Genomic DNA, 26,046 nt, shown 5'->3' with positions numbered 1-26,046 from the left:
TGGTACTGCACCCGGGAGGGTGTGGGAGAGTAGGTCACCGCCGGAACATCATTACACGGTCGAGGACCCCCAACCACGTTGGGGGTCCTCCCGCATTTAACACCCCACCCAAAAACACCCCCACCGGAAACCCCACCCACCCACACCGGGAACATTGGTGCCCGCAGGCCGGCCGGCAGGGGTCCGAGGGTAGAGTTGGTGCCCATGGATAACCTCTTCAGCCACGCCGCCGCGGACGCCACCGGGACCGCGGAGCAGGAAACGTCAGGCGGCTTCGATCCCGTCGTCTTTACCGTTATTGTCCCCGGCGCAGTCGCCCGAGCCTTTGTTGGTTTCACCGAGCACACGCACCTTTGGTGGCCGCTGGAAAACCACGGCGTATTTGGCGCTGGCTCCTATGTGGAGTTTGAGGAGAACCTCATCCTGGAGACCGCTGACGACGGCAGGACGGCCGTCTGGGGTTCCATCGATGACTGGCAGCCACCCATGTCCTTCCACGCCAGCTGGCACCCCGGGTCATCGGCGGTTCGGTCAACGGAACTGCGAGTCGCGTTCCGGGCAGTGGAAGACGGAACGGAGGTTCGGCTCGTGCACGGCGGCTGGGAAGGAGCCGAGGACCCGGCCGCAACACGCTTGGATTGTGCAGCTGGTTGGCCTGAAGTCCTGGACCGGTTTGTGCGCTTTATGGGTGGCGCCGACGCTTGAGTAGCCGGGTTGCCTGACCCAACCGCTGACCCAACCGCTGGGTCATGGGCGACGTAGCCGGGCGGAACGCGGCAGCCGGGCCGAGGGCCGTGTGCTAACGCTGTGGCTCCGTGTTGCCGGGCGGGACGGCGGTGCTTGAACGGATCAGGAGTTTCGTCGGATACTCGGTATCGGCTGCCCCCGCTGCCCCGGCTGCCCCGGCGCCCCCGGCGCCGTCGAGCCCTTCCAGCAGGAGCCCGACCGCCAGTGCACCTTGGCCGCGCGCATCCTGGTCGATCGTCGTGAGCCCAAAGACCTCACCGAGTTCGTGGCCGTCAATGCCGATCACCGAGAGGTCGTGTGGCACACTCAGGCCGAAGTCGCGGGCGGCAAGAATCGTGCCGATCGCCATTTCGTCGGACGCCGCGAATACCGCTGTCGGCCGGTCCGCCGATCCCCCAAGCAACTGCCGGGCGGTGGTATAGCCTCCCTGAATCGTGAAGTCGGCGGAGACCTGCCACTCCGGCCGGATCGCCAGGCCCGCGTCCGTCATGGCCTTCTGGAAGCCGGCTTGGCGGGTGCCCGGCAAGCGGAAGTCCCGCTCGTAGGCGGAGCCGCCGGTCAGATGGGCGATCTTGGTGTGGCCGAGCTGGATCAGGTGGCGCGTTGCGGCCTGGGCAATCCCGGCGTCGTCGATCCGGATGGTCGAGGTCCCGGGCAGCGGTCCACCGATCCCGACAATGGGCCGGTGGATCGCGAGGAGCTGCTGGATTTCGGCCGCGCTGAGTTTCAGGGAGACCGCGATCACCGCATCCACCCGCTTGCGGAGCAGAAAGTCGTTCAGCACGCTCTGCCGGCGCTCCTGCCCCACACTGACGTTGTACAGCGTGAGATCGTACCCGGCGTCGAGTAGGGCCGCAGAGACGCCTTCCAACACCGCGGAAAAGTACCAGCGGTGCACAAACGGAACCACAACGCCGACGTTGTGGTTCCGCCCGGAGGCGAGGCTGGATGCGTGGTACGAGGGAACGAAACCGAGTTCGGCCGCGGCAGTCCGGGCGAGTTCACGGCTGCGGGCCGAGACATTGCCTTTGCCGTTCAGGGCCCGCGAAACGGTGGCGATGGAGAGGCCAGCGCGCTCTGCGACGGCCTTGATACCGGGCATTTTTAGCTCTCCGCGTCCTCGAGGTTGATTTCCAGCCAAACGGCTTCCCCTGGGCTTAACCGATGCCCGGAGGCAGGCAGTTCAGCTGACTCCAAGCCGTCCCCCGCTTCGCGCTGGCCGCTGCGGATCAGCACCCGGCCGGCAGGCAGCTCAACCGATTCCCGCCCGGCGTTGAGCAGCACCAGGGTGGTGCCATTCACGTAGGCCAGGCAGGTGTCGGTACACCAGGCCTCTGCCCAGGCGAGCGAACCCCGTCCGAGCCCCAGTGCGCGGCGTTCGGCCAGCATACGCCGGTAGAGGTTCAGGTGCGAGGCCGGGGAGGCGGCTTGCGCATCTCGCGCCAGTCCCGCGAAGCTCTCGGGCTGCGGAAGCCAGGGGGCTGCTCCGTCGCCGAAGCCGGCGTGAGGCTCTGCGGTCCGCCACGGCAGCGGCACCCGGCAGCCATCCCGTCCCAGCCTTTCGCCGCCGGTGCGGGCAAACGTAGGGTCCTGCCGCTGGTTGTCCGGGATGTTGATCCCGTCCGGCAGGCCGAGCTCTTCGCCTTGGTAGAGGTAGGCGCCGCCCGGCAGCCCGAGCATAAACATAGAGGCTGCCGCGGCCCGGGAACGGCCCAGGACCTCGTCCGGCTGCGGATCAAAGCTGCCGATCCCGTCGCCGTCGCGGGGCGCATGGCCGTCGTAGCCGAAGCGGGTGGCGTGCCGGACCACATCGTGGTTGGAGAGTACCCAGGTGCTGGGAGCGCCGACAGAGTCCAGCGCGGTCAGGGACTCGGTAATGATGCCGCGCATGCGGTGGACGTCCAGGCCGGCGTGCAGATACGGGAAATTGAACGCCTGGTGCATCTCGTCCGGCCGGACCCAGTCGGCCAGCCGCGGCAGCGGGTCCACGTTCGCTTCGGCGCAGAGGATGCGATCCGGTCCGTATTCGGACAGGATCTGCCGCCATCTGCGGTAGATGTTGTGGAGGGCTGGCTGGCCGAACATCGGGGCATCGTGTCCGGGATAGCCGTCGCAGCTGTTGCCGTCGGCGCGGCCGCCCCATTCCGGCAGGCCCGGTGCTTTCACCAGGGCATGGGCAACGTCAACCCGGAAGCCGGCCACTCCGCGGTCCAGCCAGAAGCGCAGCACACGTTCGAATTCCTCGTGCACGGCGTCATTGTCCCAGTTGAAGTCCGGCTGGGAGGTATCGAACAAGTGCAGGTACCACTGCCCCGGGGTGCCGTCCGGTTCCGTGATCCGGCTCCAGGCGGGCCCGCCGAAGTGGGACTGCCAGTTGTTCGGCGGTTCTTCGCCGAATGTTCCGAGGCCGTCACGGAAGATGAAATGGTCCCGTTCCGGGCTGCCGGCGGAGGCTGCCAGGGCGGCCTGGAAGGCAACGTGCTGGTCTGAGCAGTGGTTGGGCACCAGATCGACGATCATTCGCAGGCCAAGCCGCGTCGCCTCTGCCATCATGGCATCGAAGTCAGCCAGCGTGCCGAAAAGGGGATCAACGTCGCAGTAGTCACTGACGTCGTAACCGGCATCACGCTGTGGGGAGCGGTAAAACGGCGAAAGCCAAACGGCGTCGATGTCCAGATCAGCCAACTTGGGAAGTTCCGCGGTAATCCCGGCGAGGTCGCCGATGCCATCGCCGTTCAGGTCCCGGAAGGATCGCGGGTACACCTGGTAGATGACGGCCGAGCGCCACCATCCGGGGACAAGATCTTCGGGGTGTACCGGCGTCAAAGGGCCGGTCAGGGTCCCGGCCAGTTCGGCGGGGGCTGCGAGTGCTGAATCAACGGACATGCCGGTAATAGTAGGGGCGGCACGGGCGAAATGAAAACGCTTCCAGCCGGAAGCCGGGCGGTCTCTGCTGCGGTTGCGGGAGGGCGCACTAGCTCGATATACCCCTCAGGGCGCTGAACTGCGGTTTTGCGCTCTGGGTGGGATCTTTCTGACTCGGTCGTCGCCGGCCCGGTATCCGCCGGTATTGTGACGTTCCTTAGTCACAGAACGACGAAGTGTGGAAGCGCTTGCAGATCAATGGTGGGTGGAGACGACCCGGCGGAACTTTGGCCAGTGCGCTCCGGCCCCCGGGGTCGCCTGAACCCGCGGCTTAGACTGAAGGCTGGAATCGACGAACTGGAGACCGCATGAGCATCATTGACGAGCTCACTTCTGCCTTGGGCGCCAAAGTGGCCCTGGATGACACCACGTTGGCCGGCTATGCAGTGGATCAGGGACCCGTGCTGGAATATCAGCTGCCGCTGGCCGTCGTTCGAGCCGAATCCGTCGAAGACGTTCAGGACGCCGTCCGGGCTTGCGCCGCCCTCGGCATCCCGCTCGTGGCCCGCGGCGCAGGGACCGGTGTTTCCGGCGGTGCGCACGCCACCAAGGGCTGCGTCGTGCTCAGCCTGGAAAAAATGAACCGCATCCTGGACCTTAATCCCGACGACGAGACGGCCGTCGTCGAACCCGGGGTCATCAACGCAGACCTCAACACCGCGGCAGCAGTCCACGGGCTGATGTACGCGCCGGACCCTGCCAGCTTCAAAATGTCGACAATCGGCGGCAACGTCGCCACAAACGCCGGCGGGCTGCGCTGCGCCAAATACGGGGTCACGCGTGACTCCGTGCTCGCGCTCGACGTTGTGCTGGCGGACGGCTCGCTCATCCACACCGGCCATCAGACGTTCAAGGGCGTCGCCGGCTACGATCTGACCGGGCTGTTTGTCGGCTCGGAGGGGACGCTGGGAATCGTTGTTGGCATCACCGTCCGGCTCAAGTACCTCCCGCTGGACGTTCACACGATCGCCGCCTTCTATCCGGACTTCCGCAGCGCCGCTGCGGGTGTCCTCGCCGTGGGTAAGGCACGCATCCAGCCGGCCATTATGGAGCTGCTGGACAGCGGAACCCTGGCCCAGCTCGATGAGGTCCACGGCTCGGACCTTTCCTCCCGGGGCCGATCCCTGCTGCTGATCCAGACCGACGGGTTCGGCGCAACGGCGGAAGCTGCCGCCATCCGGCCGGTTCTCGCTTCCGGAGGTGCCATCGTGACGATGGAAGCCAGCGCCGAGGCGGAGCAGCTGGTGGACTTGCGGCGCAACAGCCGCGGAGTCGAGGTCGACGACGAATACCGCGTGGGTGAGGACGTCGCCGTCCCGCGCTCACGGCTGGTTGACTACGTGGAAGCCCTGGAATCCATGGCGGTGGCACACCGGGTCAAGCTGAAGGTGGTGGCGCACGCCGGCGACGGCAACCTGCACCCCACCTTCTGGGTGGAGCGGGCGGAGGGGGCCGTGAACGCCGACGCCATGAAGCGGCTCGGAGCGGCCCTGGATGAATCCATCACGGTGGCACTTGCCATCGGCGGCACCATTACCGGTGAACACGGGATCGGCCAGTACAAGCGGCGTTGGCTGGGCCTGGAACAGAAGGAGCCCGTCCGTGAACTGCAACGCAGGATCAAGGAGCTGTTCGACCCGGCCGGCATCCTGAACCCGGGCAAGGCAATTTAGCACAGACGTGCCACAAGGCGTACCGCCCAACTAACTAGCAGCTAAGGCCGTTTTGAGCGCTGAAAACGACGTTTACTGCAAGCTAGTTGGGTGTGGGACGGCGGGTGTTAGTCGTCGGAATCGTCGGCGCCGTAGCGGGATTCCTCCGTTTCGATCTCCAGTATCTTGAGCAGCTCCGTGTCCGGGTTTAGCATAATGGCCGCTTCGTCCCGGCGGTGCCGGAGTTCGGACTCAATGTAGGACTGCACGGCTTCAGCCAGCGGGATGTACCGGTTCTCCTTCTCCGACATGTACCAGCGGTGCTCCAGGATCTCGTGCACTGCCTCGGCCGGCTCCAGCTTCCCGGACAGGTCCCGGGGGATGGAGCGGACAATAGGTTCGAAGATCTGGCTGACCCACAGGTGCGCGCTGTATTCCTCGTCCATTCCGGGATTGTTGTCGGCGCGGAAGGAATCCATGTCGTTCAGGAGCCGCCGGGCCTGGTTTTCCTGGGCGTCCAGGCCGGTCAAGCGCAGCAGCCGGCGCTGGTGGTGTCCGGCGTCGACCACCTTGGGCTGGAGCTGGATGGTGGAACCGTTCTGTGTCGTTTTGATCGCGTATTCTTCGACGTCGAACCCCAGCTCGTTGAGCTTACGGATGCGGGCAGCTACCCGCCAGCGTTCGCCGATTTCGAACGATTCCTTCTCGGTCAGTTCGGTCCAAAGGCGCCGGTAGCTGTCCATGATGAGCTCGCTCGTGGCCACCGGGTCCACCTTCTCCTCGATGAGGCCGCCGTCGAGCAGATCCATCAGCTCACCGGCGATGTTGACCCTGGCAATCTCCAGATCGTATTCGCGCTGGCCGGTGGACAGATCCGGATACAGCTCGCCGGTCTCAGCGTCCACCAGGTAGGCGGCGAACGCGCCGGCATCGCGGCGGAAGAGTGTGTTCGAGAGCGAGACATCGCCCCAATAAAACCCGATCAGGTGCAGCCGGACCAGCAGCAACGCCTGGGCGTCGATGAGGCGGGTGAGTGTGTCCTTGCGGAGCATCTGGGAGAAGAGGGCGCGGTACGGCATGGAGAACTTCAGGTGCCGGGTGACCAGCACCGGGTTCAGCGGCCGGCCCTCGGGAGTGGTGCGGCCGGTGATAACGGCGACTGGTTCCACACAGGGGACGTCCAGCCGGGCGAGCTTGCGGAGCATGTGGTACTCGTGGCGGGCCACGTGCTCCGACGTTTCCTTGATGGCGATCACAGACCCGCCAAGGTGGGCGAAGCGGACAATATGGCGGGAAATGCCGCGGGGGAGCGCGGCGAGGTATTCGGCCGGCCAATCCTCCAGCGCGATGTGCCATGGCAGGTCCAGTAGCTCCGGTTCGGTGGCCGCGGCGGTGATGCTCAGCGAACTTGAGGCCACGGCGCCCTTGCTGTCATTGGCGCTGGCGGCTTCAAACCGGGGCAGCTTGCCGACCTGCCCGTAATCGGTAGGTTCGTTGTGCCACTGGGCACCGTTTTCCTCGGTGCTTCGGTATTCCTCGGTCATAACCCAATTCTTCCGTACTGAGGGCGCCTACCCTAACGAAGGGGCGTAGCTGCTAGGTTAACGCCCGACGGCGGCCCTCCAGTAGGGAGGACCGCCGTCGGACATGCGGTGCCGGTGGGTGGGCCCACGCCGGCAGGGTTCCCTGGCCGAAGCGAAGCGAGGCTAGGGTGCCGGTGGGGACTAGTCGCCCAGGCGCAGGCCCGTCTTGGTGTCGAACAGGTGCACATGGCCGGACTGCGGACGGACGTAGATGGTTTCGCCCTTCATCGGCGGGCGGCGGCCGTCGACGCGGGCCACCATGTCGTAGCTCTGACCGTCGAGCTTTGCGTGGCCGTAGACGTAGGCGTCGGCTCCGAGCTCTTCGACGACGTCGACCTCAACCTGCAGGCCCTCGCCGGCGGCGACGGTTTCGAGGTCTTCCGGACGGCTGCCGAGGGTCACGGTCTTGCCGTGGGCTCCTTCGAGGACGTCGCGCGGTACCGGGTACACGGTGCCGCCGAACTGCACGCCGCCGTCGACCACGGGAAGCTCGAGCAGGTTCATTGCGGGAGAGCCGATAAAGCCGGCCACAAAAACGTTCTTCGGCTTGTCGTAGAGGTTGCGCGGGGTGTCGACCTGCATCAGCAGGCCGTCCTTCAAGACGGCAACGCGGTCGCCCATGGTCATGGCCTCGACCTGGTCGTGGGTCACATAGACCGTGGTGACACCCAGCCGGCGGGTCAGGGACGCGATCTGCGTGCGGGTTTGGACCCGGAGCTTGGCGTCAAGGTTGGACAGCGGCTCGTCCATAAGGAACACCTGCGGGTTGCGGACGATGGCACGACCCATGGCAACACGCTGGCGCTGGCCACCGGAGAGTGCCTTCGGCTTGCGGTCCAGGTACGGCTCGAGATCCAGCAGCTTGGCAGCTTCACGGACGCGTTCGGCACGCTCTTCCTTGCTGACGCCGGCGATCTTCAGCGCGAAGCCCATGTTGTCCGCGACCGTCATGTGCGGGTACAGGGCGTAGTTCTGGAAGACCATGGCGATGTCGCGGTCCTTCGGGGGAACGTCGGTGACATCGCGGTCACCAATCAGGATCCGGCCGGCGTTGACGTCCTCGAGACCTGCGAGCATCCGCAGGGAGGTCGACTTGCCACAGCCGGAGGGTCCAACGAGGACCAGGAATTCGCCATCGGCGATTTCAATGTTGAGCTTGTCAACTGCGGGCTTGTCCGTGCCCGGGTACACACGTGTTGCGTTGTCAAAAGTAACTGTAGCCACAGTTATCAATCCCTTCACCGGCAGGTACGTGCCGGACGATCCGTAGTGAATGGTCTTATTTTTCAGTTATGTATTCAGTTGTTGGCACCTGATCGTGCGCATACTCCCCGGCCGAAGCCGAGGAGTATCCAATGACGCCGCACGTTACTTGTGCGCCACATCACAACCAGAGTATGTCAGATAATTGGTAAATAGGTCAAAATGTCGTAGATGTCACACGTGATTCAGCCTGCATGGTTCCCGTGATGGGCTAGTATTCACAGCCCGAGGGCGCGCTTACGTTCCCGCAGCAAGGCTTCCAGCAGCTCGGAGACATAAGCGCAAGCCTCGACCCGGAACTCGGCTTGGGTGAAGTCCAGGCCCACCTTCACACCGAGATCCCCCGGCAGCAGGCTGGCCAGGGCGTCCTCGTCGGTGGTGTCGTCGCCGGCGAAAATCGTGGCGGTAGCATCCGTCGCCTGGCGCAGGAAGGCGACTCCCTCTCCCTTCGAGGCATGGACCACGGACGTTTCCAGCACGCGGTTGCCGGTCTTCAGGAATACCCCGGGTTTGTCCTGCAGGACGGCGCGGGCCGCCGCGATGGCGTCCTCGGCGACGTCGTCGGCGGCAAGCCGGGTGTGCAGCACAACGCCAGCCGGTTTGTCCTCGAGCAGGGTGCCGGGGGCGGCCTCGACGATGCCTTCGAGTTCCTGCCTGATATCGGCGAGAAGCTTGCGGCGGGCGTCATCGAGTTCCAGCGGCGCAGACCCCGGTCCCAGCCAGGCCTCGGCCCCGTGGCTGCCGATCAGCAGGGTCTTCGCCGGGGGAAAGGCGACCGCGCGGAGGCTGCCCAGGGCGCGCCCGGAGACGAGGGCAGTCGTCGTCCGCGGCAGTTCGGCGAGCGCGGCAAACGCCGCCGCCGAGCGGGGGAGGGCACGGGCGTCCCCCGCTCTGTCGACGAGGGGTGCCATGGTGCCGTCAAAATCCATTGCGACGAGCAGGTGTTCGGTGCCGGCCACGCGGCGCAGTGCCGCGAGCAGGTCCGGTGAGAGCGTCAGCGGGGCTGGCCCGGGGGAGTGCTCAGCTGTCATCTCGGATGACCTTTTCTTCGAGGGCGCGCAGGAAATCTGAGGACCAGAGGTCAACGTCGTGGTCAAGGATCTGTTTGCGCATCGAGCGCATCCGGCGCGCGGCTTCCGTGGGCTGCATACGGACTGCCTTCATGATGGTCTCCTTGAGACCATCAATGTCGTGCGGATTCATCAGCAGTGCTTGTTTGAGCTGGTCCGCGGCGCCGGCAAACTCGCTGAGCACCAGGGCTCCGTCATTGTTGGTCCGGGCGGTGACGTATTCCTTGGCGACGAGGTTCATACCGTCCCGCAGGGCGGTGACGAGCATAACGTCTGCGGCCAGGTACAGCGCCACCATCTCCTCGATGGGGTAGTTGTGGTGCAGGTAGCGGACGGCGGTGTTTTGCAGGGTGTCATAGGTGCCGTTAATGTGCCCGACGGTGCCTTCGACTTCTTCGCGCAGCAGGCGGTACTGCTCCACCCGTTCCCGGCTGGGGCTGGCGACCTGGATCAGGGCGGCGTCCTCCACCGAGACCTCACCGTCCGCCAGGAGTTCCTCGTAGGCCTTGAGCCGGTGCCTGATGCCTTTGGTGTAATCGAGGCGGTCGACGCCGAGCAGGATCGTTTTCGGGTTGCCGAGGTCTTGGCGGATTTGCCGCGCGCGCTCGATGATTTCGGGATTCCGGGCGAGCTCGCTGATTTGTTTTACGTCAATCGAGATAGGGAAGGCCTGGGCGCGGGCGATGTGGGTGGTCTCGCCGTCGCTGCCCTTGACGTGGACCTGCTGCTGTTTGACGCTGGCGCCGAGGAAGCGGCGGGCGGAGCGCATAAAGTTGCCGGCGTCGCTGCTGCGTTGGAAACCGACCAGGTCGGCGCCGAGCAGCCCGTCGATGATGGCACGGCGCCACGGCAGCTGGGCGAAGATCTCCGGGGGAGGGAAGGGAATGTGGTTGAAAAATCCGATCTTCAGGTCCGGACGTGCCTCGCGCAGCATCTTCGGGACGAGCTGCAGCTGATAGTCCTGGACCCAGACTGTGGCTCCGGGGTTGGCATGGTGGATGACGGCGTCGGCGAACCGGCGGTTCACCTTGCGGTAGGAGTCCCACCAGGTCCGGTGAAACTCCGGCGGGGCGATCACGTCGTGGTAGAGCGGCCAGAGGGTGGAATTAGAGAAGCCCTCGTAGAAGTACTCGATGTCTTGCGTGCTCAGCTGGACCGGAACCAGGTCGATGCCGCCGTGGCTGAAGGGCGGAACGGACTCATCCGGGGCACCATGCCAGCCGACCCACGCCCCGTCGGTCTTGGTCATCATCGGGGCCAGTGCTGTGACCAGGCCACCGGGGGAGCGGCGCCAGCCGTCCTCGCAGCCCGCCTCCTCCGGGGAGCAGCGGTCGACCGGCAGGCGGTTGGAGACCACCATAAAGTCGTATTGCGCGTCCGGATCGGTGTCGTTGGTGCCGTGCGCTGCTGCGCCGGCGGACTTCGGATCCGATTCGCCGTGTTTGCTGGCCTGCATTGGTGCCCCCTGGGATTCGCTCGCGGCTCCTGTCCACCCTAGCTGGGCGGAATCTTCTGTGCTATTCGCCCGTTGGAAAACCCGGAAGAAAGTTGAAAGCGCAACTTCTCAGACTTCTCCCCTAAAATGATGAATTGCCACCCAGCGGATAACACCGGCCGAACGACCCGAGGAACTGATGAGCCCCGCCAACGAACCCCGCCAGTCCAAATCAGAGCGAACTGCTGCGGCCCGCGAAAAGGCCCGTGAAATCCGCGAGGCACAGCTGAAGAGAGAAAAGCGCAACAAGTTGCTGATCGGCTGGGGCATCGTAGCCGCCGTCGTGGCGATCATTGTGGTGGTGGCCCTGGTGGTTACCTCGAACATTCAGAAGAATGCCCCGGTCGCGGACGAGGGGCCCACCCCCGCCAACGGCAACGTGTACGGCGGTGTCACCCTGCTGGCAAACTCCGAGGTGGTCAAATCCGACCCCGCGACCGTACGGGTGGCCGATCTCCCTTCCGCCCCCGCAACTCCGCCGGCCCAGGTGACCGCGCCCGGTGCCGAAGCAGAGGCAGGTAAACCGGTCAAGGTGGTCCTCTACATCGACTTCATCTGCCCGGTGTGCAAGGACTTTGAGGCGAAGTACAACGAAACACTCACGAGCCTTCGCAATGAGGGAAAGATCGCCGTCGAATACCGCCCGCTGGGCTTTCTCGACAGCCGGTCCACCACGAATTACTCCTCCCGCGCAGCCAATGCCGCAGCCTGCGTTGTGAACGAGTCGCCGGAGAAGTATGCGGAATTCGTTGATGCGCTCTTTGCGAAGCAGCCCGCTGAAGGCAGTGCCGGAATCTCCGACGCTGACTTGAAGAAAATGGCGACCGAGGCCGGGGCCAAGAGCATCGACGCCTGCGTCGATGCGAAGACCTACCGGCCCTGGGTCAAATACACCACCCAGCAGGCAACAGCGGTCGGCGTGACCGGTACGCCGACGGTCTTTGTGGACGGCAAGCAGTGGGGCCAGGGCGACAGCGCCAAGACCCCGTTCGATCAGTTCGTCCAGGCCGCCGTCGACGCCAAAAAGTAGGCGGCAGCAACGCCGGCACAAATTGCCAGGCCCGGTTCCGGATTCGTCCGGAACCGGGCCTGTTTTTATCACCGGGCCTACGTGGGCTAACCTTATCTAGCGCCATGGCGCCTGGCCCCGCTTCGTGGCCCGGTGCCGGACGGCGCGACGGAATGCCTCCTTAGCTCAGTTGGCCAGAGCACCGCTCTTGTAAAGCGGGGGTCGTCGGTTCGAATCCGACAGGGGGCCCCAAAAACCCCTCCGTTCCGGCGATCTTGCCCGGAACGGAGGGGTTTTTCATGTGGGAAAACAGGGCACGACACGCTTACGACACGCTTTGGGAAAGGCCATGACGCCCCGTCGGGGACTGTGGCGCATAGAAGATGGCATGCAGATAAGCAGCAAGCCCCTGGCACCGGTCACGGACCAGGGCAAGCCGGTGCAGTTCATGACCACCGAGGAAGTAGCCGTTTGGCTCCAGATCGCACAGAAGACGCTCCGCAACTGGAGGTCTGCCGGCCTCGGGCCGCCGACCGTCAAGCTCTACAGCGCGGTCCGCTACGACCGCGCGGTTGTCGAGGCATGGATCGAAGAAACATCGAAGGCTGCAGCCTGATGGGCCGGTCAAGCCTGCCGGTGGGCGCTTGGGGAACGGTCAGCGCCAAGAAAGACGAGTCCTCGGGGAAATGGCGGGCCAGCTGCCGGTACCGGGGGCAGGACGGTGTGACCCGGACGTACAGCAAATTCGGTTCCACCAAGGGCAGGGCTGAGACCGCACTGTTAGCCTCCATGAAGGAACGCCATAAGGGTGCTGGAAGGCTGGCCACGAATCCGTCCTTGCAAGACGTGGCGACCAAGTGGCTCGCCAGCATCGAGGTGCCGCGGGTTGTCGTCGATGCCAATGGAGATATGGTCGCCGGGGGAATCAGCGGCGGAATCCGAAGGCAGACGTGGGACCAGTACGACGGGATTGTTCACCGTCACATCGAGCCCGGGCTTGGCGCGCTGAAGATTAACGAAATCAGAACCTCAACGTGTGATTATTTCCTGCGCTCACTGGTTGTGGGCGGGAAGGGTCATACGAACGCCCGGCTGGCCAAGACTGTCCTGAAACAGATCATGTCCTATGCCATTCGGCACGACCTGTACGCCGGCGACAACCCAGTGACCGAGGTCGACCGTCTTGGTCGGGTGCAAAAAAAGCCTGTCGGGCTGAGCGACGCGACAACTGAGGAAATCCGCAATGCCGTTCGAGATTGGCGACAGGCGCCGGGCCATCCTGGCCCCCGTCCGACCAATACATTGGCTGACGTCGTGGAAGTTCTGCTCGGCACGGGAGCCCGGATTGGCGAGGTTCTGGCTATCCGTCTGAAGGACATCGATCTTTCGGGAGAAGTCGGAAGAATCGCCATCGCCGGAACGCTCGTGGAGCCACGCCACGGTCCAAAATTTCGCCAGCATTTCCCAAAGAATCATGCAAGCTACCGGATCCTCCCCGTACCGCGGTTCGTCGTGGACGTACTCGTGCGAAGGATGAAGGAATCCCCATCGAACAACAAAGCCGGAGCTTTGTTCTGGTCGAGGCGGGGAACCTATATGCAGGGCTCTAGCGTTCGGCGGACGCTGAGGGCAGCGCTGGCTGAAGCCGGTATGGACCCAGTAGTAGTTATCACCCCGCATGCCTTCAGACGGACGGTGGCGACGCTTCTCGCGAGGGAACTCACGGATGGGGCTGCTGCATCAATGCTGGGGCACGCGGACGTGGCCATGACGCACGCCGCCTACATCGAAAGGCTGAAAGAAGTTCCGGACTACACGGTCGTTCTGAACCGGCTCGCTCCGGTTGAAGGATCCGCGGCGGATAGACAAGATAGTTAGGTCGCCGTCTGAACTCAGATAGATACAGACGAGCCGCTGACCCGATCTCTGATCGCGATCAGTCGCCACTTAGAGTGGCGACTGATCGCATCGAAGAGGTCAGGAGTTCGAATCTCCTTAGCTCCACAGATTGCAGGGGTTTCGGGAGCGCTAGGCTCTTGGAATAAACACTTTGATAACACTTTGGGCCGGTGAGGGACTCTAAGGGCCGCATCGCTGTGTACGCATCGTTTGTCATATGGGTCATTTTAGTGACGTGGCGAACCTTCACGCGGGTACATCTCACGGTCGGGAGTAGCTTCTTGTTCCGGGGAGCATGGAAGTCAGATCACCCCCATGCGTTCTGGCCACGGTGGTTGAGCTCGCGGCGCGAGAAGCCTCCACAGCGTCATGACTTGACTGATGATGCCCGTGACCCGCTAACCAAGTAGTTCCGTATTTCTAGTCGACCGTGTCGATGACGGGCGCGTGGACGACGCGCGGCTAGCCCTCGGCAGCCCACTGAGTGCCTCTCAGAGTCGCGCGGGTCCTCTAGCCTCCAGTTGGGCGACTGGGGATTGGAAGCCCGTCAGCCGGCCCTCAGTGGCCTCCTGCAGGTGTTCGATGTTGACCCCGACTTTGAGTTGTTCCTGCCTGCGGTGGGGGCGAAGCTGGGCCGCCGCGCTGACCCTTTTGCGCCGGACCGGTATTCGGGAACCTCGGCTCGCCGGAGTTGGCGGTACCGTCTATAGCTGAATTACGGGTCCTTGCTGCCAGCCTGGCGTCCTCTGCTGCGGTCTCCGCCGCTCTTAGACGCGTCTCTTCCGGCCGGCCAGCCGGGGGAGCCCGAGGCGCAGTGCCGGCAGCACTTCTTCCGGCTTGGTATATGACGAAACCCCTCCGGAACGCGCATCCTGTTTGATTGCCCTCGTGCAGCCGTGCGCTTTTCATCTTGCCCAGTAGAAAGCCTCTGCGGGCGTCCAGAACTCAAACGACGAGGCTCCCGTTGCCCAAGCTGGAGGACTGGAGAACCAGCGTCAGGGCACTCGCAGGCGTGACTTGCCGGCCGCAGGTCGGCCGGTCGGAGGAGCTAATGATTGTCGGCCGGGAGATCAAATCCGTCATCGCTCGGAACACCGGCCTGCCTGTCTGTGTCGGGATCGCCCCCACCAAAACCCTGACCAAAGTTCGTCAACCGGGTCGCCAAGCAGAACCCGGCCCTGGCGGGCGTCTGCAGCTGGGGCACACTCCCGCCGGCCCACGCGGACGCCATCATGGCCAAGGTGCCGGTGACCGGAATCTGGGGGATCGCCGGCCGGCTGGGCAAGAAGCTGAACGGGATGGGGATCTTCACGATCGCTGACCTGAAAGCCACGGACCCGGTGGTCATGCGGAAGAAGTTCTCGGTGCTGATGCAGCGCACGATCATGGAGCTGAACGGCATCACGTGTATCCCGCTCGAAACCGAGATCGCTACCAAGCAGCGGCTGATCTTCTCGAGGTCCTTCTCAACGCCGGTGACGAGTGCGGCCAGGATGCATGAGGTGATGGCGATCTACGCGCAGCGGGCCGCGATCCGGCTCGCCAAAGACAACCAGCAGGCGAAGCTGATGTCGTGCTTCGCCGGGACCTCCCACTTCAACCAGTCCGCAGCGTCGTTTCCTTCTGTGACCCTGAAGCTGCCGGTCCCGACGGCGGACCCGGTCATCCTGACCCGGGCAGCGACGACTGCACTGGCGGACCGGATCGTCGACGGGGTCCCGTACGCGCGGGCCGGGGTGATGCTGATGGACCTGTCGCCGGCCGGCGCCGCACCGCAGCTTCCCATGTTCGCCACCGCCCACGAGGAAAAACACATCGGGTCCCTGCCCCGGGACGTCCTGGACCGCTTCGGGTCCGGATCCATCGGCCTCGGCGTCGCCGGACTCGTGACCGAACCGGACTGGTCGATGAAGCGCCAAGCCCTCTCACCCCGGTACACCACCGAATGGGCGGAACTGCCGATCGTCAAAGCCTGCTGATACGCCCGGGTCTACCGGATGCCGGGGTTCTCCACGGCGTAGACGATGTCGTAGCCGTAGCGAAGGCCTGCGACGGGCACCTCATAGGGTTTCAGGATCAGCGTGCTGTATCCCGGCACGGTTTCCATGAACGCGAAGAAACGCCGGGCCTTGGCGAGCCGCTCGGCCTCGGTGGGAGCCGCGAACCTGAACCGGTGGTAATACCCCGGGTCGGTGGTCGGCTTGCCGCCGATGCCCGGGTCCGCGGCGTGCAGGATGTCATCGGTGGGAGCCAAGAGCTCGCCTTCAGGGGTGTAGTTGGTGAGCTTGAGGCGTGTCACTCTCAACCCCTCCGGTTGTCGGCGGCCCGGGCTGCGGTGTGGCGAGCGTGGTGAGGCATGGTTCCCGATCTGTTGTGGGGGCAGACAGGGGCTCCCGCATCGGGTACCCCCAGTACCGATGTGTGCGGAGTCAAGCTGAAGTCTAACCAGCCGCAGAGCTCTCAGGCGGCAGCTTCGAGCGCGGCGAACAGAGCGGTGTCTTCGCGGACGTGGAAGGCGGTCCGCCAGGGACGGCCCAGCGGGTCGGTACCCGTCGGGACGGCGACGCTGTCCAGGACGTGCTGGCCGTTCAGGTAGCGGGTCAGCTTGATCCCGATGCGGCCGTCGGCCATGGCCTTCGCGGACTGGAAGTTGCCTGAAACGAGCCGGCCGCTGATGTCAGTGGAGCTCATCTGGATGTGGAGGCCGTCCAGCAGGGCGGCGAGGGCGACAATGTCGTCGTTAGGGATGGTGCGGATCTGGATGCTCATGCGTCCCATGTGTGCGGCGGCAAACGGGCGCGTCCCCGTTGGAGGACGCACCCCGCTCGCGTCTAGCTGGGACGCCGCCGGAAATGACCGTCGAGCAGCTGCCCGCGGCGACGATGCGGGCGGACCCAGACGTCCCCGGAGGATGCAGGCTGTCCGGGCGCCAGGTCGACGATCACGGGAGCGGCCTCGCTCAAAGCGCGGGCGCGGCTGCGGTTCGAACCCTCGAAGGCCTTATCCATGAAGTCGAGAGCGTCCGCCCTGACCCCAGATGCAACAGCGTCTTCACGCCAGTGGCTGACCGCCTCCTCAACGGCCCGGATACGGCGGACGGCATCCGAGCGGGTGAGGCGGAAAGCATCGGCGTGGTCGACGAGAAGCCGCACGTCGCGGTCCCCCGGATCGTCATCAGGGGTAAGGGGTGTGTCGGAACGGCCGGTCCTTGAAGCGTTGACGTCGAAGGACGGTGCCAGGCGCCAGCCGTTGCCGACGTGAAGCAGCCCGTGGTTTCGCATGTGGTCGTCGATGTTGTTGACCATGGCGATGAACGCGGCCCGGGAAAACAGTTCCGCGGCGTCCTCGGAAGGCCGTGCGGAGATCGCGGCAACCCTGCCGGCCAGGGTCGCGTAATCGGGGTGCTCGTGCTCGGCCAGGGCGAACGCATTCCTGAAGCTCCAGTAGGGGATGCGGCGCTCTCCCTCCCGGTCGAACCTGCGGGTCAGGAACACGGACCGTCCCTCGCCGAGGGGGACTCTGGACGACGTCTGGACCTGGATGCCGGCACGCCGCTGAAGCGCGATCGCCGTGAGCTCCCAGGCGGAAACGTCAGTGACGTCGGATGTGCGCGGGAACTTGGCCAGGTGCATCTGCCCGGTGGGATCACTGACCCAGGCCTTTGGCTGCGCGCCACCCGGCGAGGAGCCGACGCCGATGAGTTCGCTGACGTCACTGTCGATTTCGCCGTTGTCGGCGAACCGCTGGGCGGCGGCCACGAGCTTTGGCAGTTCCTGGAGGGATGCGGCGCGGGATTCCGCGGCAAGGAATCCCGCGCCGGTGCGGAAGCGCAGTGCACCCTGGCGGGTCTTGTCGCTGACCGCGAGCAGGAAGTCGATGTCGGATGGTGCCTTGAACGGCTGCCCGCTTGTGCGGGTACGCTGCCGAAGCCGCGCGTCGATGAGGCCCCGCCCCCAGCTGTCCGGCGCCGCGTCGTCAAAGGTCAGGAACGTGGTCCTGTGGGTGACCGGGGTGTGCGGCCCGCGCTGCAGGGGAAGATCGGGTGAGATGGCGAAGGCGCGGCCGTCGGCGAGCCACTCGTTGAGGTAGGTGAAGGTCATGGACGGCTTCTGGAAGCCGGGGCGCACATCAACGGTGAAGGTGCCCGCCTGGCGGTCGTTGATCCAGACTTCGTGGTTCACGGCATTCTCCGTGCGCGCTGCCGGCCAAGGAGGGGCGCGCGCAGGCGACCCAGGTCGGTGTTGAGTGGGTCGGTTGCCACGGTCAGCCTTTCGGACAGGCCGAGGACATCGGCCAGGGCCAGGAAGCTTCCGAGCCGTACGCCCGGATCTCCGCGTTCAATGCGCCGCAGGGTGGGCAGTGACAGGTTGGCCCGGTCCGCCGCCAGTTCCTGGCTGAGGCCAAGCAGGATCCTCCACTGCCGCAGGTGTTCGCCGAGCCGGCTGACGTTGTCGTCCACGATGTCACATCCCTTCAGGTCTAATGGTACTCGTATGTTGCTTTATCGTCCGTAATGCAACACTAAAGTTGCATTACGGCGACTAGCACGCGCCACCCTTGTTACGGGGCGCCGTGTTCCGGACAGGATGGGTGGGCGTAGGCGACGGGATCGCCGGGCACGGGCACCCCGACATCGGAAGCACGCATGCACACACCGTTACAGCCGAGATCTGCACCGGGCAGGTCATCACGGATGCCGAGCAGATAATGTGCCGTGAGGCGTCGGGCTCGAGCTTGGCGACCAGGTCCTCCTTCGCCTGCAGGCTCGCCTCGAACGTGGCCAGGTCCTTACGGGCTTCAGTCAAGCGATCCAGGACCGTGGACCGGTCTTTCGGGATGTAATGAATCAGGTATTGGTTGGCGGCGGGCTCGAGTTGAATGTCTTCGCCGTTTCGTGCCATGTGCTCAGCGCGCATCCGGTCGACGACTTTTTCGTCCGGGATGCGCCGCAGCGACGGTCCCTGCGCTGGGCTAGGTTCGTCGTGCGGATGACGACGAAGCCTTTGACCAGCTCGATGCCGGTGACGGCATGGAAGCTCAGTTCGTACTGGCTCCCGACCCACATGGGTGTCTCCGGGCCGGGAAGGTGTAGGTCAACGAATCCGGGGTGGCCGAGCCGGTCCCAGATTGCCCCGGCCCCATCTCACGCAGATAGTCGATGAACTCCCCAGCTGTCACCTGTAGGGATACACCGCCGATACGCGGATTGATGGACAGCCCGTCGACATATTGTCATGGGCTGCCAGTCGGGGCCGATGTCGCCGGCGTTGCCGTTGGTGACGCCACTGACGCCGGTATAGGACCCCGGACCGGATACGGGCCCGGTGCCGCTGTCCCCGCAGATCTGGTTGCCCTTGTTATCGGTCATGCAGCCGGCGTACGCCGGAGCAGGCAGGAGGAAAAGCCCGCCGGCGATGAGCAAGACGGTGGTGGCGGTGCCCGGGGGGACCCGGGGCGCGGTCTTCGCCGGCGCGGTACGCGACGACGGCTTTGTGGAGCATTTCGTGGAGGGGACGGTCGGCTTCGTTGACCGCGGTCCGGTCCGGCAACACGCGGACGGTCGCTGGAACGGCTCGGTCGGCCAGGGACAGTGCGAGGTCTGTGGCGGGGAAGGCGAGAACGTTCATAGTGAAATCCTTTGCGGGCCGACGGTAGGTGTCTTATCTCCCATGTGTGCGGCGCTCCCGGGGAACGCGCGCGGAATACATACGCGGTATCTAAGCCTGCGGTCGGGGGATCTCTCCGCCGAACAGGTCGGCGACCTCGAAGTCGAAACTGCGGCGGCGGTCCAGCTCGGCCAGGGCCCGGTCATGGAAGCCGGCCAGGTCATCGCCGGTGCCGGTCAGGATGAGCACCGGGTCAGTGCTGTCGGCCTCAAGCCCGGTGCCATCCAGGGCGCTGACCCAGGACCGGACGGCGGTCGCCTCGAACTGTCCGCCGGCCCCACCGACTGGAGGACGACGGCCTCACACGGGTCACCGTCCCCCGGTGCCGGGCTCAGCGGCAGGGTGCTGCATAGCCGTGCCGGAGACTCATTCACGGGCCGATAATTCCACGCCCGCGGACGTCCGGCAAGAGCTCCGCCAGTGAAGCTTTTCAGGGTGGTTTCGAGGTCCTATTTCCGGTCCCGAATCAGCTGTGATTTGAAGGTGTCTGCGGCGGCGAAAACTGTGTCCGTTTTGGGCGCCTCAAAGACGGTTCCGGAGGGCAGGTGAACGAGGTAGTCGGTGTGGGTTCGGGAGCAGGCCACGGGGTCCAATCCGTAGCGGAAAACGTGCCGCAGATCGGGGTGCCCGTAGAGGCGCCGTTCGGTGATGGAGAAGGTGTAGTCCTGGTCCCCGGTGAACCCGGCCTCGACGAGGGCGATGGCCGGCTCTTCCCCGGCGGGCAAGGCGATCGCGTCGATGGTCCGGGCCAGGTCGCCGGCAGCGCCGACGGAACCGAGGTGGGATGCGAGGACGTCGCGGATGTTCGCGAGCCGGGCCGCGAGCTGTTCAACGCCGGTGGCCAGGTCTTCGACGTCGAAGTGGTCGGCGAGGACCAGCTCCATGGCGGCGCCCATTTCACGGAACTGCTTCACGGTGGCGTCCAGGTCCGGGCGCGATGCGTCAACTGAGGACAGGATCTTATCGATGGTCATGCGGACCATGTGTGCGGAGCAGCCGGCGGCTCTTCCCGGCCAAAAACCCAGGAAACGGGACCGGAGCCAAAAACAGCGCCAAATCAGCTAGGGCCGACCAGGGCCGACCTAGGGCCGACCAAATGTTGGGTGCGATAATCCGCCCCAGTGCTGGGAAGCAGGGCCCTATATATATATAAAACCAAAGAACCAATCATTTAACTACTACTACATAGAGGGCCCCTACCCTCCTCTTAAAGAGGTTCCCTTTCTCTCCTATAGGGGTACCTCCCCGCAGTCGGTTCTTTGGACATTTTCACTTTCGGGGTCCAAATTCCGCGCCAGTGCTGGGAACTTTGGCCAAAATCAGGCCCAACATGGGGTGGGTGCAGGTCGGTTCCGTCGGGTGCAGAACCCACATTCGGCGCAAAAAACGGCCCAAAGGGCCCAAATCGACCCGTTTCGCCTCGGCGCGGAGTAGCTCCGCGGACAGCTTTTCGGCCGTTTGAACCCGTTTCGGGTCAGTTTTCGTCGTGGACGCACCATGGGCCGGGGTCGATCCGATGCACGATTGCGGCCATCGGATCCTTCGCCGCGCGCCTGCCGATGTCGTTCCGGGTCACCTCAAGGCCGCTGTAGACGACCACTTTGGCCTGATCCGCGACCCATCCGGCAGTGTTCAGGAGGCCGATTCCGAAGTGTTCGGCGGGCCGGTAGAGGACCACCATGGCCTCCTTGGCACCGTCGAACATCTCCTCGTCGGTGGGCTCGGACGCCCAGCCGGCGGAGGTCCAGGCGCGGGTTCCGCCCGGCAGGATGCGCAGCGTCCACGCCGTCCGGAAGTACGGCTGGACGTGGGAGCGGCGCAGCACGACCGAGTGCTCCGGCAGCGATGCCAGCTCCGCCAGGGAAGGAATTGTGGAGCCGGGAAGCATCCCGGGAGGGGTTGAGGGAAGCATGATGGATGGTTCTTTCGGTGGGTCGAATCCTGTCCGGCGGTGTGTTCCGGCAGGCTGTTTTGACGGTCAGTTTCACGGCCGAATCAGGGACTCCCGGAGGGCCGTTCGATGGTGGATTTGGGAGCTGCTGACCCGGTCCGGAAACGATGTGGGACGACCTCATTTAGGCCGTCGCTGAAGGGTCGGAATGAGGGTTGAAACGTGCCCCGGAGACGGGTCTGAAATCAACCCTTGCAGGCGCCTATTCGGAGGCGTCCGCGGCGGCCGGTCCGACCCGGGAAATGGTGCTCTGGAAGAGCTCGTCCGGGGTACCCCTGATCTCCCGTCGGATACCGCGGGTGATCCCGATGAGGACGAAGCCCAGGCACAGCAGCGTGACGATGTTGAAGGCGGCGGCCATCGTGGCGTAGCCGGCCAGGAACGCGATGAGAGCGTTGACGGCCATGACCAGGGAGACCGGCAGGTGGGCCTGCCAGCGCAGGTATCTGTGGCCCAACGTCTCCAGATAGGCGCTTCAGTCTTTCCGCAGGCCAAAGGTGCGGAATTGCCATCTGTCACGTAGCGTCAGCTTCGAGATAGCTTCAGTTCCCGGCACAAAGTGTCCGGGACAACGAAGCGGGGACCACCAGCGTGACCGGTAGGACTCCATCCGACGGCAACCCCGTCCGGAAAACCACAGAGCCAACTCCACACCAGATCTGTCTCTAGAGTCACAAGGAATGACCCAAACGTCGATACCAGAAAGGGAGGCGTCCGGAACGGTAACTCCATGTTGGCCAGTCATCATGCGGTGTGTGCACCGGATGATGATGGGGCGTCGGCGCCACGATCAGGCTTCGACACTGGGTTGCCGGTGGGCGTCCACAGGGGCATCCACTGTGGCCTGGCGGTCCGGGGCATACGCGCTCGGGCAGCGAAGCCGCGTGCCGCCTCAGGGTGCTTCCGGGTTTCGTTGGCGGCGATTGGCCGGCGACGGCCGAGGTCCCGGCCATCGCTTCGATGGCCGGCCAGGCGCGGAAGACTCCGGCAGTCGACAACACGTCGCCGACCACGTCGTAGGTGCGGGGCATTACCGCGTGGTCCTTCCGGTGTCGGCGTCCATGCGAGGGGTACCGGCGAAACGCGGTGCGGATTCGAGCATGACCGGCTCCCATTTTGAGATTGTCCTCATGCACAGCAGAGACGTTGACGCGGACCTGAACGTAGTCTTCGATCGGGCTAAGTCGGTGAGGATTGCTTCGGTTTCAGCCGCCGCGGTTTCGTGGCCACGCGCGTAGAGCCTCTGCAGTGGCGCTGATTTCGTCCGTACGGGCCAGCAGGTGAGCCAACGAATGTGATTCGCAGTCGGAGTCGAAGGCTCCGCCGCTCACGGCCGGACCGACAAGGGCGTCGATGGCCTGGAACCGGGTGTCCCCGTGCTGGTTCACGCCGGCGCCGAGGCGGTTCGGCACCCAGGCGCGAAGGGTGCTGTTGGGTTTCTGGGCTCCCGTGACGGACCCGATGAGCGCCCCGTCGAGGTAGACATCAGCGGTGGTCAAGGTCGCGGGGCCCTCGCCGGCTTTGACGTCGGGGCCGAGTTCGGCGGTGCGGGTGCGCATCCAGGCGGGGCGGTTGAGCTTGCCGGGGGTGACGGGCTTGAGTCTGAGGTCAGGCATGGGCCTCATGTGTGCGGAGCGCTCCGGATCCCTCACCGGATTCGTCGTCGTCGTCTCTTAGCTCAGGGACATCCGGAGGCGCTCGACGCCGGGGGCGCTTTCGGGTACCAGCGCTATGTACTGCGGGTTGTTCGCGAGCCGGCCGAGCATGTTGGCCAGGTAGGACCGGTCAGCGGGGCGGTAGGAAGCGTCCCGTAGGTCTGCGGCGGTGACGACGGCGGCGAGCGTCAGGAAGTCGGTGATGTGCCGCTCCCGGCCGGGGTCGTCCGTGATGACGAGTGCTGCCGCCTTGCCGACCAGGCATCCGATCAGGGACGGACGGTTGACCCTCCCGGCGGCTGCCCCGGCGATGACGTCGATGGTTTCCGCACGGTCCAAGGCCTGCTGGCTGGCCGGCGCCGCAATTGTGGTGCCGCCGGTCGCGCCAGGGCGCCCCTCGGCTCGCTCACCGAGATGCCGGGGAATGAGCACGTCGACCACGGCGTCACCGCGGAGCCATCGGTGCTGGTGGCCTTCCTGGGATTCGCCGGCGGATTCGAACCCGAGCTTGAGGAGCACTGAGGTGAACTCTTTGAGCATTCCTGGGTACGAACGAATGTCAAGGGCCATGTCGGCGTCTTTCGTCGGTCGGACGAACGGTGCATTGCGCTCGATTGCATGGAGGTCGACGGCCTGGCCGCCGACGAGGACCCAGCCGTGCGGCACGGCATCGTGGATCTCGAAGACTGCCTGCCAGGCATCCTGCTGTTCGGCGAGCATGGCGGGAAGGCTAACCGGCATGGAGGCTCCTGCGAATGAGGTCGAGAGCGGCGTTGTGCTCACGGACTCCGGAACGTTCGGCCAAGTCGGCGGCCACGGCCAGCGGAGGCAGCACCGCTGGCACTTCGTCGGCGACGTGCAGGACAACGTTTGGCCGCTGGCCTGCGGCCACCTTCACCAGAAACCAGTCCCGGAGCACGGCATTGAAATCGGCGCGGCTGACGTACGCCTCTACTTCCGACCCGGAGAGCAGGCCGGAGTCCGGGTGGGAGACGCCCGATAGCCGCAGCCGGTGGTCCTCCCGCAACTCGGCCAGGTCTGCCGGGCTGGATGAAAGTTCGGCTTTCTCGGCTCGCTTGGCCAGCAGTGAGCGGAGCAGGCTCAGAGGGTCGGATGAATTTTGCAGCCGGTGCAGCCGCTGCTTCAGGCGGTACAGCTCGACCGGGTAAAGCTCGATCGAGTCATGGGCAGCGGCACTATTTGCATGACGTATAAGTTGCCACGCGCTACGCTCTGACAATGGCCGCCCCGGGGCGGCCGGCAGGTATCGGCCCGCGTCGGCCTCATCGATGACCCAGCGGCCAGCGACTTGTTGGGCGGGTATCCGACCGGACTGTACTAGTAGCCGGGCCCGGCTTTCGTTGACGTGGAGGCGCTTCGCCAACTCCGGAACACTCAAAGGCATGACGTAATCATAGCGCTGCCGATACGGATTTGTAATCCGACTCCAAAGTTGTTGCACCAGACAGTTCAGCGCGGGGGTCTCGATGCCTACTGGATCGAGAAGAGATGTATGAACTCAAGGATCTCAGTCTTTCGGCGTCGTCGTCGAGAAGCCCGGGTGCCTGGTTGCAGGATTGGCAGAGTAGGCCTCGTACGCATTTTCCGCACGACTTGATACCCGAACAACAGGAGTGGTCGTGGTCGATGCAGAGCGCGGCAGTTGAACCGCAGGAATCGCACCGCCTCCGGTTCAGGAGAGATATTAGAGCCGCTGCTGTCAGGCCATACTGTCGCTTTGCACCGCCGTGAGACGCGCACAGAATGCCGTCGCTTGTCGACCGGAAGCACCATTCGATGGCGCAATCACCTCCAGTATGTTTCAAGTACGCCCTCAGTGGTGTCAGGAGGCGCCCCCTGTATGCCTGTCCGTAGTGGCCCCGACAGTGCACGCGGCTGTAGCGCGGCTTTGAACATCCGGGAAACGAGCATACTGAACTAGGCAGCGCCGGAGGGATACCGCTGTGCTGACGGCTCGTAGCCTGCAACCCTCAGCTCTCCTGGTTGGTTGAGGTGGCTGCCGCCCCGGCCTCGATGTGCTCGACCGGGTAGAAATCGATGCGGGCCTTGTCAGTGCGGGCGTAGATCAGCATGTTGTTCGCAGCAGTCCCGGCGCCGATCAGGGATTCGATCTCGGCACGGGCGCCCGCCAGGCTCGCATGCGTGATCCATTCGGTGTCGCGGTCACCTGGCCGGGCCCGGGTGAGGTAGTCGGGGGAGTCTTCGCCGCGGGGAGGACGCACCAGCCCGGGAGCTGCCGCGTCGATGAGGACCCAGACTTCCCGGTCCTCGTCCAGGATGATCGTCTCGTACGCGCCGGTCATCAGCTCCCAGACGGCGGCGGTCGGGAACTCTTCCTCGCTGCCGGGCTCAACCCATTCGTTGGTGTTCTGCTTCTCGAAAATAGTCCGCAGCGAATAGGCGGCGGACACGAGGGAACCGGGGGCGACGCCTTCGAGTTCCGCTTCGGAACGGACAATGCGGAACGGTTGCATGGTGTCTCCTACCAGGGCATCTGGGTCTTGGGCGTCCCCTTGGGGATGGTGAACAGGGTGTCGTATTTGCCGGTGACCGGGTTCAGCTCCTGGACCGACATGTCTTCTGCGGCGCCCCCGTGGCTGAACACGCGGTGGGTGATCGCAGCCTTGGCGTAACCGAGGGAGGTGTGCGCCTTTGTCGCCGGACGGCGGGACGGGATGAAGGACGTCCAGGAGCTCGGCGTCAACCGTTCCGACGCGACCGCGGCCGGGTCCCAGAGGACCCACGCTTCCGCAGCGCCGGCGGGGCAGTGCATAGTCAGGATCGACCAGGCTTCGTCGATGTTCCACTCGCGAGTGGATTCGAATCCGACGAAGATGTCGCTGCGGCCCTCGTTCGGGGTCATGGCCGCCCAGGACTTGCGAAGCGCCGATGAGGGAATCCGCGGCGGGCAGATGATTGAGTCGATGCGCAGGGCGGCGAGATCTTCGGGGTTCGTAATGACACTGAAGGGTTCCATACACCCGGCAAAGTCATATGGTCCTAGCAACGCTCTGATTGATGGAGCGTTTTATGGTCAAGTTGTTTCCTCCGAATGCCCGCACCGAGTTCGTTGACCTGGTGTGTGGCGGGATGTCGATTCTCGCGGCCTC

The 26,046-nt window shown here is 64.7% G+C and carries 28 protein-coding genes and 1 tRNA gene; 7 read left to right on the top strand and 22 right to left on the bottom strand.

Going from position 1 to position 26,046, the window contains the following annotated elements:
• Positions 1 to 204: 204 nt before the first annotated feature.
• Positions 205 to 705: an SRPBCC domain-containing protein gene (locus tag QMG72_RS17495; RefSeq protein WP_283481321.1), complete on the top strand. Its 501-nt coding sequence runs from the start codon at positions 205 to 207 to the stop codon at positions 703 to 705.
• Between the two features lie 94 nt (positions 706 to 799).
• On the opposite strand, the gene QMG72_RS17490 is transcribed toward QMG72_RS17495, so the two are convergent.
• Both QMG72_RS17490 and QMG72_RS17485 read right to left on the bottom strand, forming a co-directional pair.
• Positions 800 to 1,849 carry a LacI family DNA-binding transcriptional regulator gene (locus QMG72_RS17490; RefSeq protein WP_283481320.1) on the bottom strand — a complete coding sequence of 350 codons (1,050 nt, stop codon included), beginning with the start codon at positions 1,847 to 1,849 and terminating at the stop codon, positions 800 to 802.
• Positions 1,850 to 1,851: 2 nt separating this feature from the next.
• On the bottom strand, positions 1,852 to 3,633 hold the full coding sequence (locus QMG72_RS17485; protein WP_283481319.1) for a glycoside hydrolase family 13 protein: 1,782 nt from the start codon (positions 3,631 to 3,633) through the stop codon (positions 1,852 to 1,854).
• A 347-nt stretch (positions 3,634 to 3,980) separates the two neighbouring features.
• Between QMG72_RS17485 and QMG72_RS17480 the strand changes: the two genes are divergently transcribed.
• Positions 3,981 to 5,345 (top strand): FAD-binding oxidoreductase, encoded by a 1,365-nt coding sequence (locus QMG72_RS17480; RefSeq protein ID WP_283481318.1) that lies wholly within the window; start codon positions 3,981 to 3,983, stop codon positions 5,343 to 5,345.
• Positions 5,346 to 5,452: 107 nt separating this feature from the next.
• On the opposite strand, the gene QMG72_RS17475 is transcribed toward QMG72_RS17480, so the two are convergent.
• The 4 genes from QMG72_RS17475 to QMG72_RS17460 form a co-directional block, all read right to left on the bottom strand.
• Positions 5,453 to 6,868: a DUF4032 domain-containing protein gene (locus QMG72_RS17475; RefSeq protein WP_283481317.1), complete on the bottom strand. Its 1,416-nt coding sequence runs from the start codon at positions 6,866 to 6,868 to the stop codon at positions 5,453 to 5,455.
• A gap of 180 nt (positions 6,869 to 7,048) precedes the next feature.
• Complete coding sequence (locus QMG72_RS17470; protein WP_282468079.1) at positions 7,049 to 8,131, bottom strand: ABC transporter ATP-binding protein; 1,083 nt, start codon at positions 8,129 to 8,131, stop codon at positions 7,049 to 7,051.
• A 257-nt stretch (positions 8,132 to 8,388) separates the two neighbouring features.
• The gene (gene otsB / locus QMG72_RS17465) at positions 8,389 to 9,201 is read right to left on the bottom strand and encodes a trehalose-phosphatase (protein ID WP_226776320.1); all 813 of its coding nucleotides are present in this window, start codon (positions 9,199 to 9,201) and stop codon (positions 8,389 to 8,391) included.
• Complete coding sequence (locus QMG72_RS17460; RefSeq protein WP_226776453.1) at positions 9,191 to 10,600, bottom strand: alpha,alpha-trehalose-phosphate synthase (UDP-forming); 1,410 nt, start codon at positions 10,598 to 10,600, stop codon at positions 9,191 to 9,193. Before QMG72_RS17460 ends, otsB begins: the two co-directional genes overlap by 11 nt.
• A gap of 274 nt (positions 10,601 to 10,874) precedes the next feature.
• Between QMG72_RS17460 and QMG72_RS17455 the strand changes: the two genes are divergently transcribed.
• From QMG72_RS17455 to QMG72_RS17435, 5 genes are all read left to right on the top strand, one after another.
• Positions 10,875 to 11,765, top strand: a complete 891-nt coding sequence (locus tag QMG72_RS17455) for a DsbA family protein (protein ID WP_283481314.1) — start codon at positions 10,875 to 10,877, stop codon at positions 11,763 to 11,765.
• Positions 11,766 to 11,919: 154 nt separating this feature from the next.
• Positions 11,920 to 11,996, top strand: a tRNA-Thr gene (locus QMG72_RS17450).
• A gap of 136 nt (positions 11,997 to 12,132) precedes the next feature.
• Positions 12,133 to 12,360 carry a helix-turn-helix domain-containing protein gene (locus QMG72_RS17445; RefSeq protein ID WP_283481313.1) on the top strand — a complete coding sequence of 76 codons (228 nt, stop codon included), beginning with the start codon at positions 12,133 to 12,135 and terminating at the stop codon, positions 12,358 to 12,360.
• Positions 12,327 to 13,622 carry a tyrosine-type recombinase/integrase gene (locus QMG72_RS17440; protein ID WP_283481312.1) on the top strand — a complete coding sequence of 432 codons (1,296 nt, stop codon included), beginning with the start codon at positions 12,327 to 12,329 and terminating at the stop codon, positions 13,620 to 13,622. The genes QMG72_RS17445 and QMG72_RS17440 overlap by 34 nt, the downstream gene beginning before the upstream one ends.
• Positions 13,623 to 14,875: 1,253 nt before the next feature.
• Positions 14,876 to 15,622, top strand: a complete 747-nt coding sequence (locus QMG72_RS17435) for a DinB/UmuC family translesion DNA polymerase (protein WP_283481311.1) — start codon at positions 14,876 to 14,878, stop codon at positions 15,620 to 15,622.
• Between the two features lie 11 nt (positions 15,623 to 15,633).
• Here QMG72_RS17435 and QMG72_RS17430 read toward each other — a convergent pair whose 3' ends face one another.
• The 16 genes from QMG72_RS17430 to QMG72_RS17360 form a co-directional block, all read right to left on the bottom strand.
• Positions 15,634 to 15,942 carry a hypothetical protein gene (locus tag QMG72_RS17430; RefSeq protein WP_283481309.1) on the bottom strand — a complete coding sequence of 103 codons (309 nt, stop codon included), beginning with the start codon at positions 15,940 to 15,942 and terminating at the stop codon, positions 15,634 to 15,636.
• Positions 15,943 to 16,103: 161 nt separating this feature from the next.
• Complete coding sequence (locus QMG72_RS17425; protein WP_283481308.1) at positions 16,104 to 16,412, bottom strand: hypothetical protein; 309 nt, start codon at positions 16,410 to 16,412, stop codon at positions 16,104 to 16,106.
• 62 nt (positions 16,413 to 16,474) lie between these two features.
• On the bottom strand, positions 16,475 to 17,824 hold the full coding sequence (locus QMG72_RS17420; RefSeq protein WP_283481307.1) for a type II toxin-antitoxin system HipA family toxin: 1,350 nt from the start codon (positions 17,822 to 17,824) through the stop codon (positions 16,475 to 16,477).
• Positions 17,821 to 18,102, bottom strand: coding sequence for a helix-turn-helix domain-containing protein (locus tag QMG72_RS17415; protein WP_283481306.1), 282 nt, complete (start codon positions 18,100 to 18,102; stop codon positions 17,821 to 17,823). The genes QMG72_RS17420 and QMG72_RS17415 overlap by 4 nt, the downstream gene beginning before the upstream one ends.
• An 82-nt stretch (positions 18,103 to 18,184) precedes the next feature.
• Positions 18,185 to 18,544 carry a hypothetical protein gene (locus QMG72_RS17410; protein ID WP_283481305.1) on the bottom strand — a complete coding sequence of 120 codons (360 nt, stop codon included), beginning with the start codon at positions 18,542 to 18,544 and terminating at the stop codon, positions 18,185 to 18,187.
• Between the two features lie 456 nt (positions 18,545 to 19,000).
• Positions 19,001 to 19,270, bottom strand: coding sequence for a hypothetical protein (locus tag QMG72_RS17405; RefSeq protein WP_283481304.1), 270 nt, complete (start codon positions 19,268 to 19,270; stop codon positions 19,001 to 19,003).
• 90 nt (positions 19,271 to 19,360) lie between these two features.
• Positions 19,361 to 19,498, bottom strand: coding sequence for a hypothetical protein (locus QMG72_RS17400; protein WP_283481303.1), 138 nt, complete (start codon positions 19,496 to 19,498; stop codon positions 19,361 to 19,363).
• Between the two features lie 260 nt (positions 19,499 to 19,758).
• Complete coding sequence (locus QMG72_RS17395) at positions 19,759 to 20,283, bottom strand: hypothetical protein (RefSeq protein WP_283481302.1); 525 nt, start codon at positions 20,281 to 20,283, stop codon at positions 19,759 to 19,761.
• A 500-nt stretch (positions 20,284 to 20,783) separates the two neighbouring features.
• On the bottom strand, positions 20,784 to 21,221 hold the full coding sequence (locus tag QMG72_RS17390) for a hypothetical protein (protein ID WP_283481300.1): 438 nt from the start codon (positions 21,219 to 21,221) through the stop codon (positions 20,784 to 20,786).
• A gap of 241 nt (positions 21,222 to 21,462) precedes the next feature.
• Positions 21,463 to 21,717, bottom strand: coding sequence for a hypothetical protein (locus tag QMG72_RS17385; RefSeq protein WP_283481299.1), 255 nt, complete (start codon positions 21,715 to 21,717; stop codon positions 21,463 to 21,465).
• 748 nt (positions 21,718 to 22,465) lie between these two features.
• Entirely contained in the window at positions 22,466 to 22,876 is a 411-nt protein-coding gene (locus QMG72_RS17380) for a hypothetical protein (RefSeq protein ID WP_283481297.1), read from the bottom strand.
• 57 nt (positions 22,877 to 22,933) lie between these two features.
• Positions 22,934 to 23,656 (bottom strand): hypothetical protein, encoded by a 723-nt coding sequence (locus QMG72_RS17375; protein ID WP_283481295.1) that lies wholly within the window; start codon positions 23,654 to 23,656, stop codon positions 22,934 to 22,936.
• On the bottom strand, positions 23,646 to 24,320 hold the full coding sequence (locus QMG72_RS17370) for a helix-turn-helix domain-containing protein (RefSeq protein WP_283481294.1): 675 nt from the start codon (positions 24,318 to 24,320) through the stop codon (positions 23,646 to 23,648). Before QMG72_RS17370 ends, QMG72_RS17375 begins: the two co-directional genes overlap by 11 nt.
• Positions 24,321 to 24,327: 7 nt before the next feature.
• A complete protein-coding gene (locus QMG72_RS17900; RefSeq protein ID WP_502934673.1) occupies positions 24,328 to 24,807 on the bottom strand; it encodes an endonuclease domain-containing protein in 480 nt (159 codons plus the stop codon).
• A 99-nt stretch (positions 24,808 to 24,906) separates the two neighbouring features.
• Positions 24,907 to 25,410 carry a hypothetical protein gene (locus QMG72_RS17365; protein WP_283481292.1) on the bottom strand — a complete coding sequence of 168 codons (504 nt, stop codon included), beginning with the start codon at positions 25,408 to 25,410 and terminating at the stop codon, positions 24,907 to 24,909.
• A gap of 8 nt (positions 25,411 to 25,418) precedes the next feature.
• The gene (locus tag QMG72_RS17360) at positions 25,419 to 25,913 is read right to left on the bottom strand and encodes a hypothetical protein (protein WP_283481289.1); all 495 of its coding nucleotides are present in this window, start codon (positions 25,911 to 25,913) and stop codon (positions 25,419 to 25,421) included.
• Positions 25,914 to 26,046: the final 133 nt, after the last annotated feature.

It is taken from the genome of Pseudarthrobacter sp. PH31-O2 (assembly GCF_030063265.1).
Lineage (GTDB): Bacteria > Actinomycetota > Actinomycetes > Actinomycetales > Micrococcaceae > Arthrobacter.
Note: the sequence above shows the minus strand (reverse complement) of the source record. Positions and strands in the feature narration are given on the sequence as shown.

Coding starts and splice junctions, on each gene's coding strand:
- QMG72_RS17495 (WP_283481321.1), top strand. CDS start 205: ATGGATAACCTCTTCAGCCACGCCGCCGCGGACGCCACCGGGACCGCG.
- QMG72_RS17490 (WP_283481320.1), bottom strand. CDS start 1,849: ATGCCCGGTATCAAGGCCGTCGCAGAGCGCGCTGGCCTCTCCATCGCC.
- QMG72_RS17485 (WP_283481319.1), bottom strand. CDS start 3,633: ATGTCCGTTGATTCAGCACTCGCAGCCCCCGCCGAACTGGCCGGGACC.
- QMG72_RS17480 (WP_283481318.1), top strand. CDS start 3,981: ATGAGCATCATTGACGAGCTCACTTCTGCCTTGGGCGCCAAAGTGGCC.
- QMG72_RS17475 (WP_283481317.1), bottom strand. CDS start 6,868: ATGACCGAGGAATACCGAAGCACCGAGGAAAACGGTGCCCAGTGGCAC.
- otsB (WP_226776320.1), bottom strand. CDS start 9,201: ATGACAGCTGAGCACTCCCCCGGGCCAGCCCCGCTGACGCTCTCACCG.
- QMG72_RS17460 (WP_226776453.1), bottom strand. CDS start 10,600: ATGGTGGTCTCCAACCGCCTGCCGGTCGACCGCTGCTCCCCGGAGGAG.
- QMG72_RS17455 (WP_283481314.1), top strand. CDS start 10,875: ATGAGCCCCGCCAACGAACCCCGCCAGTCCAAATCAGAGCGAACTGCT.
- QMG72_RS17445 (WP_283481313.1), top strand. CDS start 12,133: ATGCAGATAAGCAGCAAGCCCCTGGCACCGGTCACGGACCAGGGCAAG.
- QMG72_RS17440 (WP_283481312.1), top strand. CDS start 12,327: ATGGATCGAAGAAACATCGAAGGCTGCAGCCTGATGGGCCGGTCAAGC.
- QMG72_RS17435 (WP_283481311.1), top strand. CDS start 14,876: ATGGCCAAGGTGCCGGTGACCGGAATCTGGGGGATCGCCGGCCGGCTG.
- QMG72_RS17425 (WP_283481308.1), bottom strand. CDS start 16,412: ATGAGCATCCAGATCCGCACCATCCCTAACGACGACATTGTCGCCCTC.
- QMG72_RS17410 (WP_283481305.1), bottom strand. CDS start 18,544: ATGGCACGAAACGGCGAAGACATTCAACTCGAGCCCGCCGCCAACCAA.
- QMG72_RS17405 (WP_283481304.1), bottom strand. CDS start 19,270: ATGAACGTTCTCGCCTTCCCCGCCACAGACCTCGCACTGTCCCTGGCC.
- QMG72_RS17395 (WP_283481302.1), bottom strand. CDS start 20,283: ATGACCATCGATAAGATCCTGTCCTCAGTTGACGCATCGCGCCCGGAC.
- QMG72_RS17390 (WP_283481300.1), bottom strand. CDS start 21,221: ATGCTTCCCTCAACCCCTCCCGGGATGCTTCCCGGCTCCACAATTCCT.
- QMG72_RS17380 (WP_283481297.1), bottom strand. CDS start 22,876: ATGCCTGACCTCAGACTCAAGCCCGTCACCCCCGGCAAGCTCAACCGC.
- QMG72_RS17375 (WP_283481295.1), bottom strand. CDS start 23,656: ATGCCGGTTAGCCTTCCCGCCATGCTCGCCGAACAGCAGGATGCCTGG.
- QMG72_RS17370 (WP_283481294.1), bottom strand. CDS start 24,320: ATGCCTTTGAGTGTTCCGGAGTTGGCGAAGCGCCTCCACGTCAACGAA.
- QMG72_RS17365 (WP_283481292.1), bottom strand. CDS start 25,410: ATGCAACCGTTCCGCATTGTCCGTTCCGAAGCGGAACTCGAAGGCGTC.
- QMG72_RS17360 (WP_283481289.1), bottom strand. CDS start 25,913: ATGGAACCCTTCAGTGTCATTACGAACCCCGAAGATCTCGCCGCCCTG.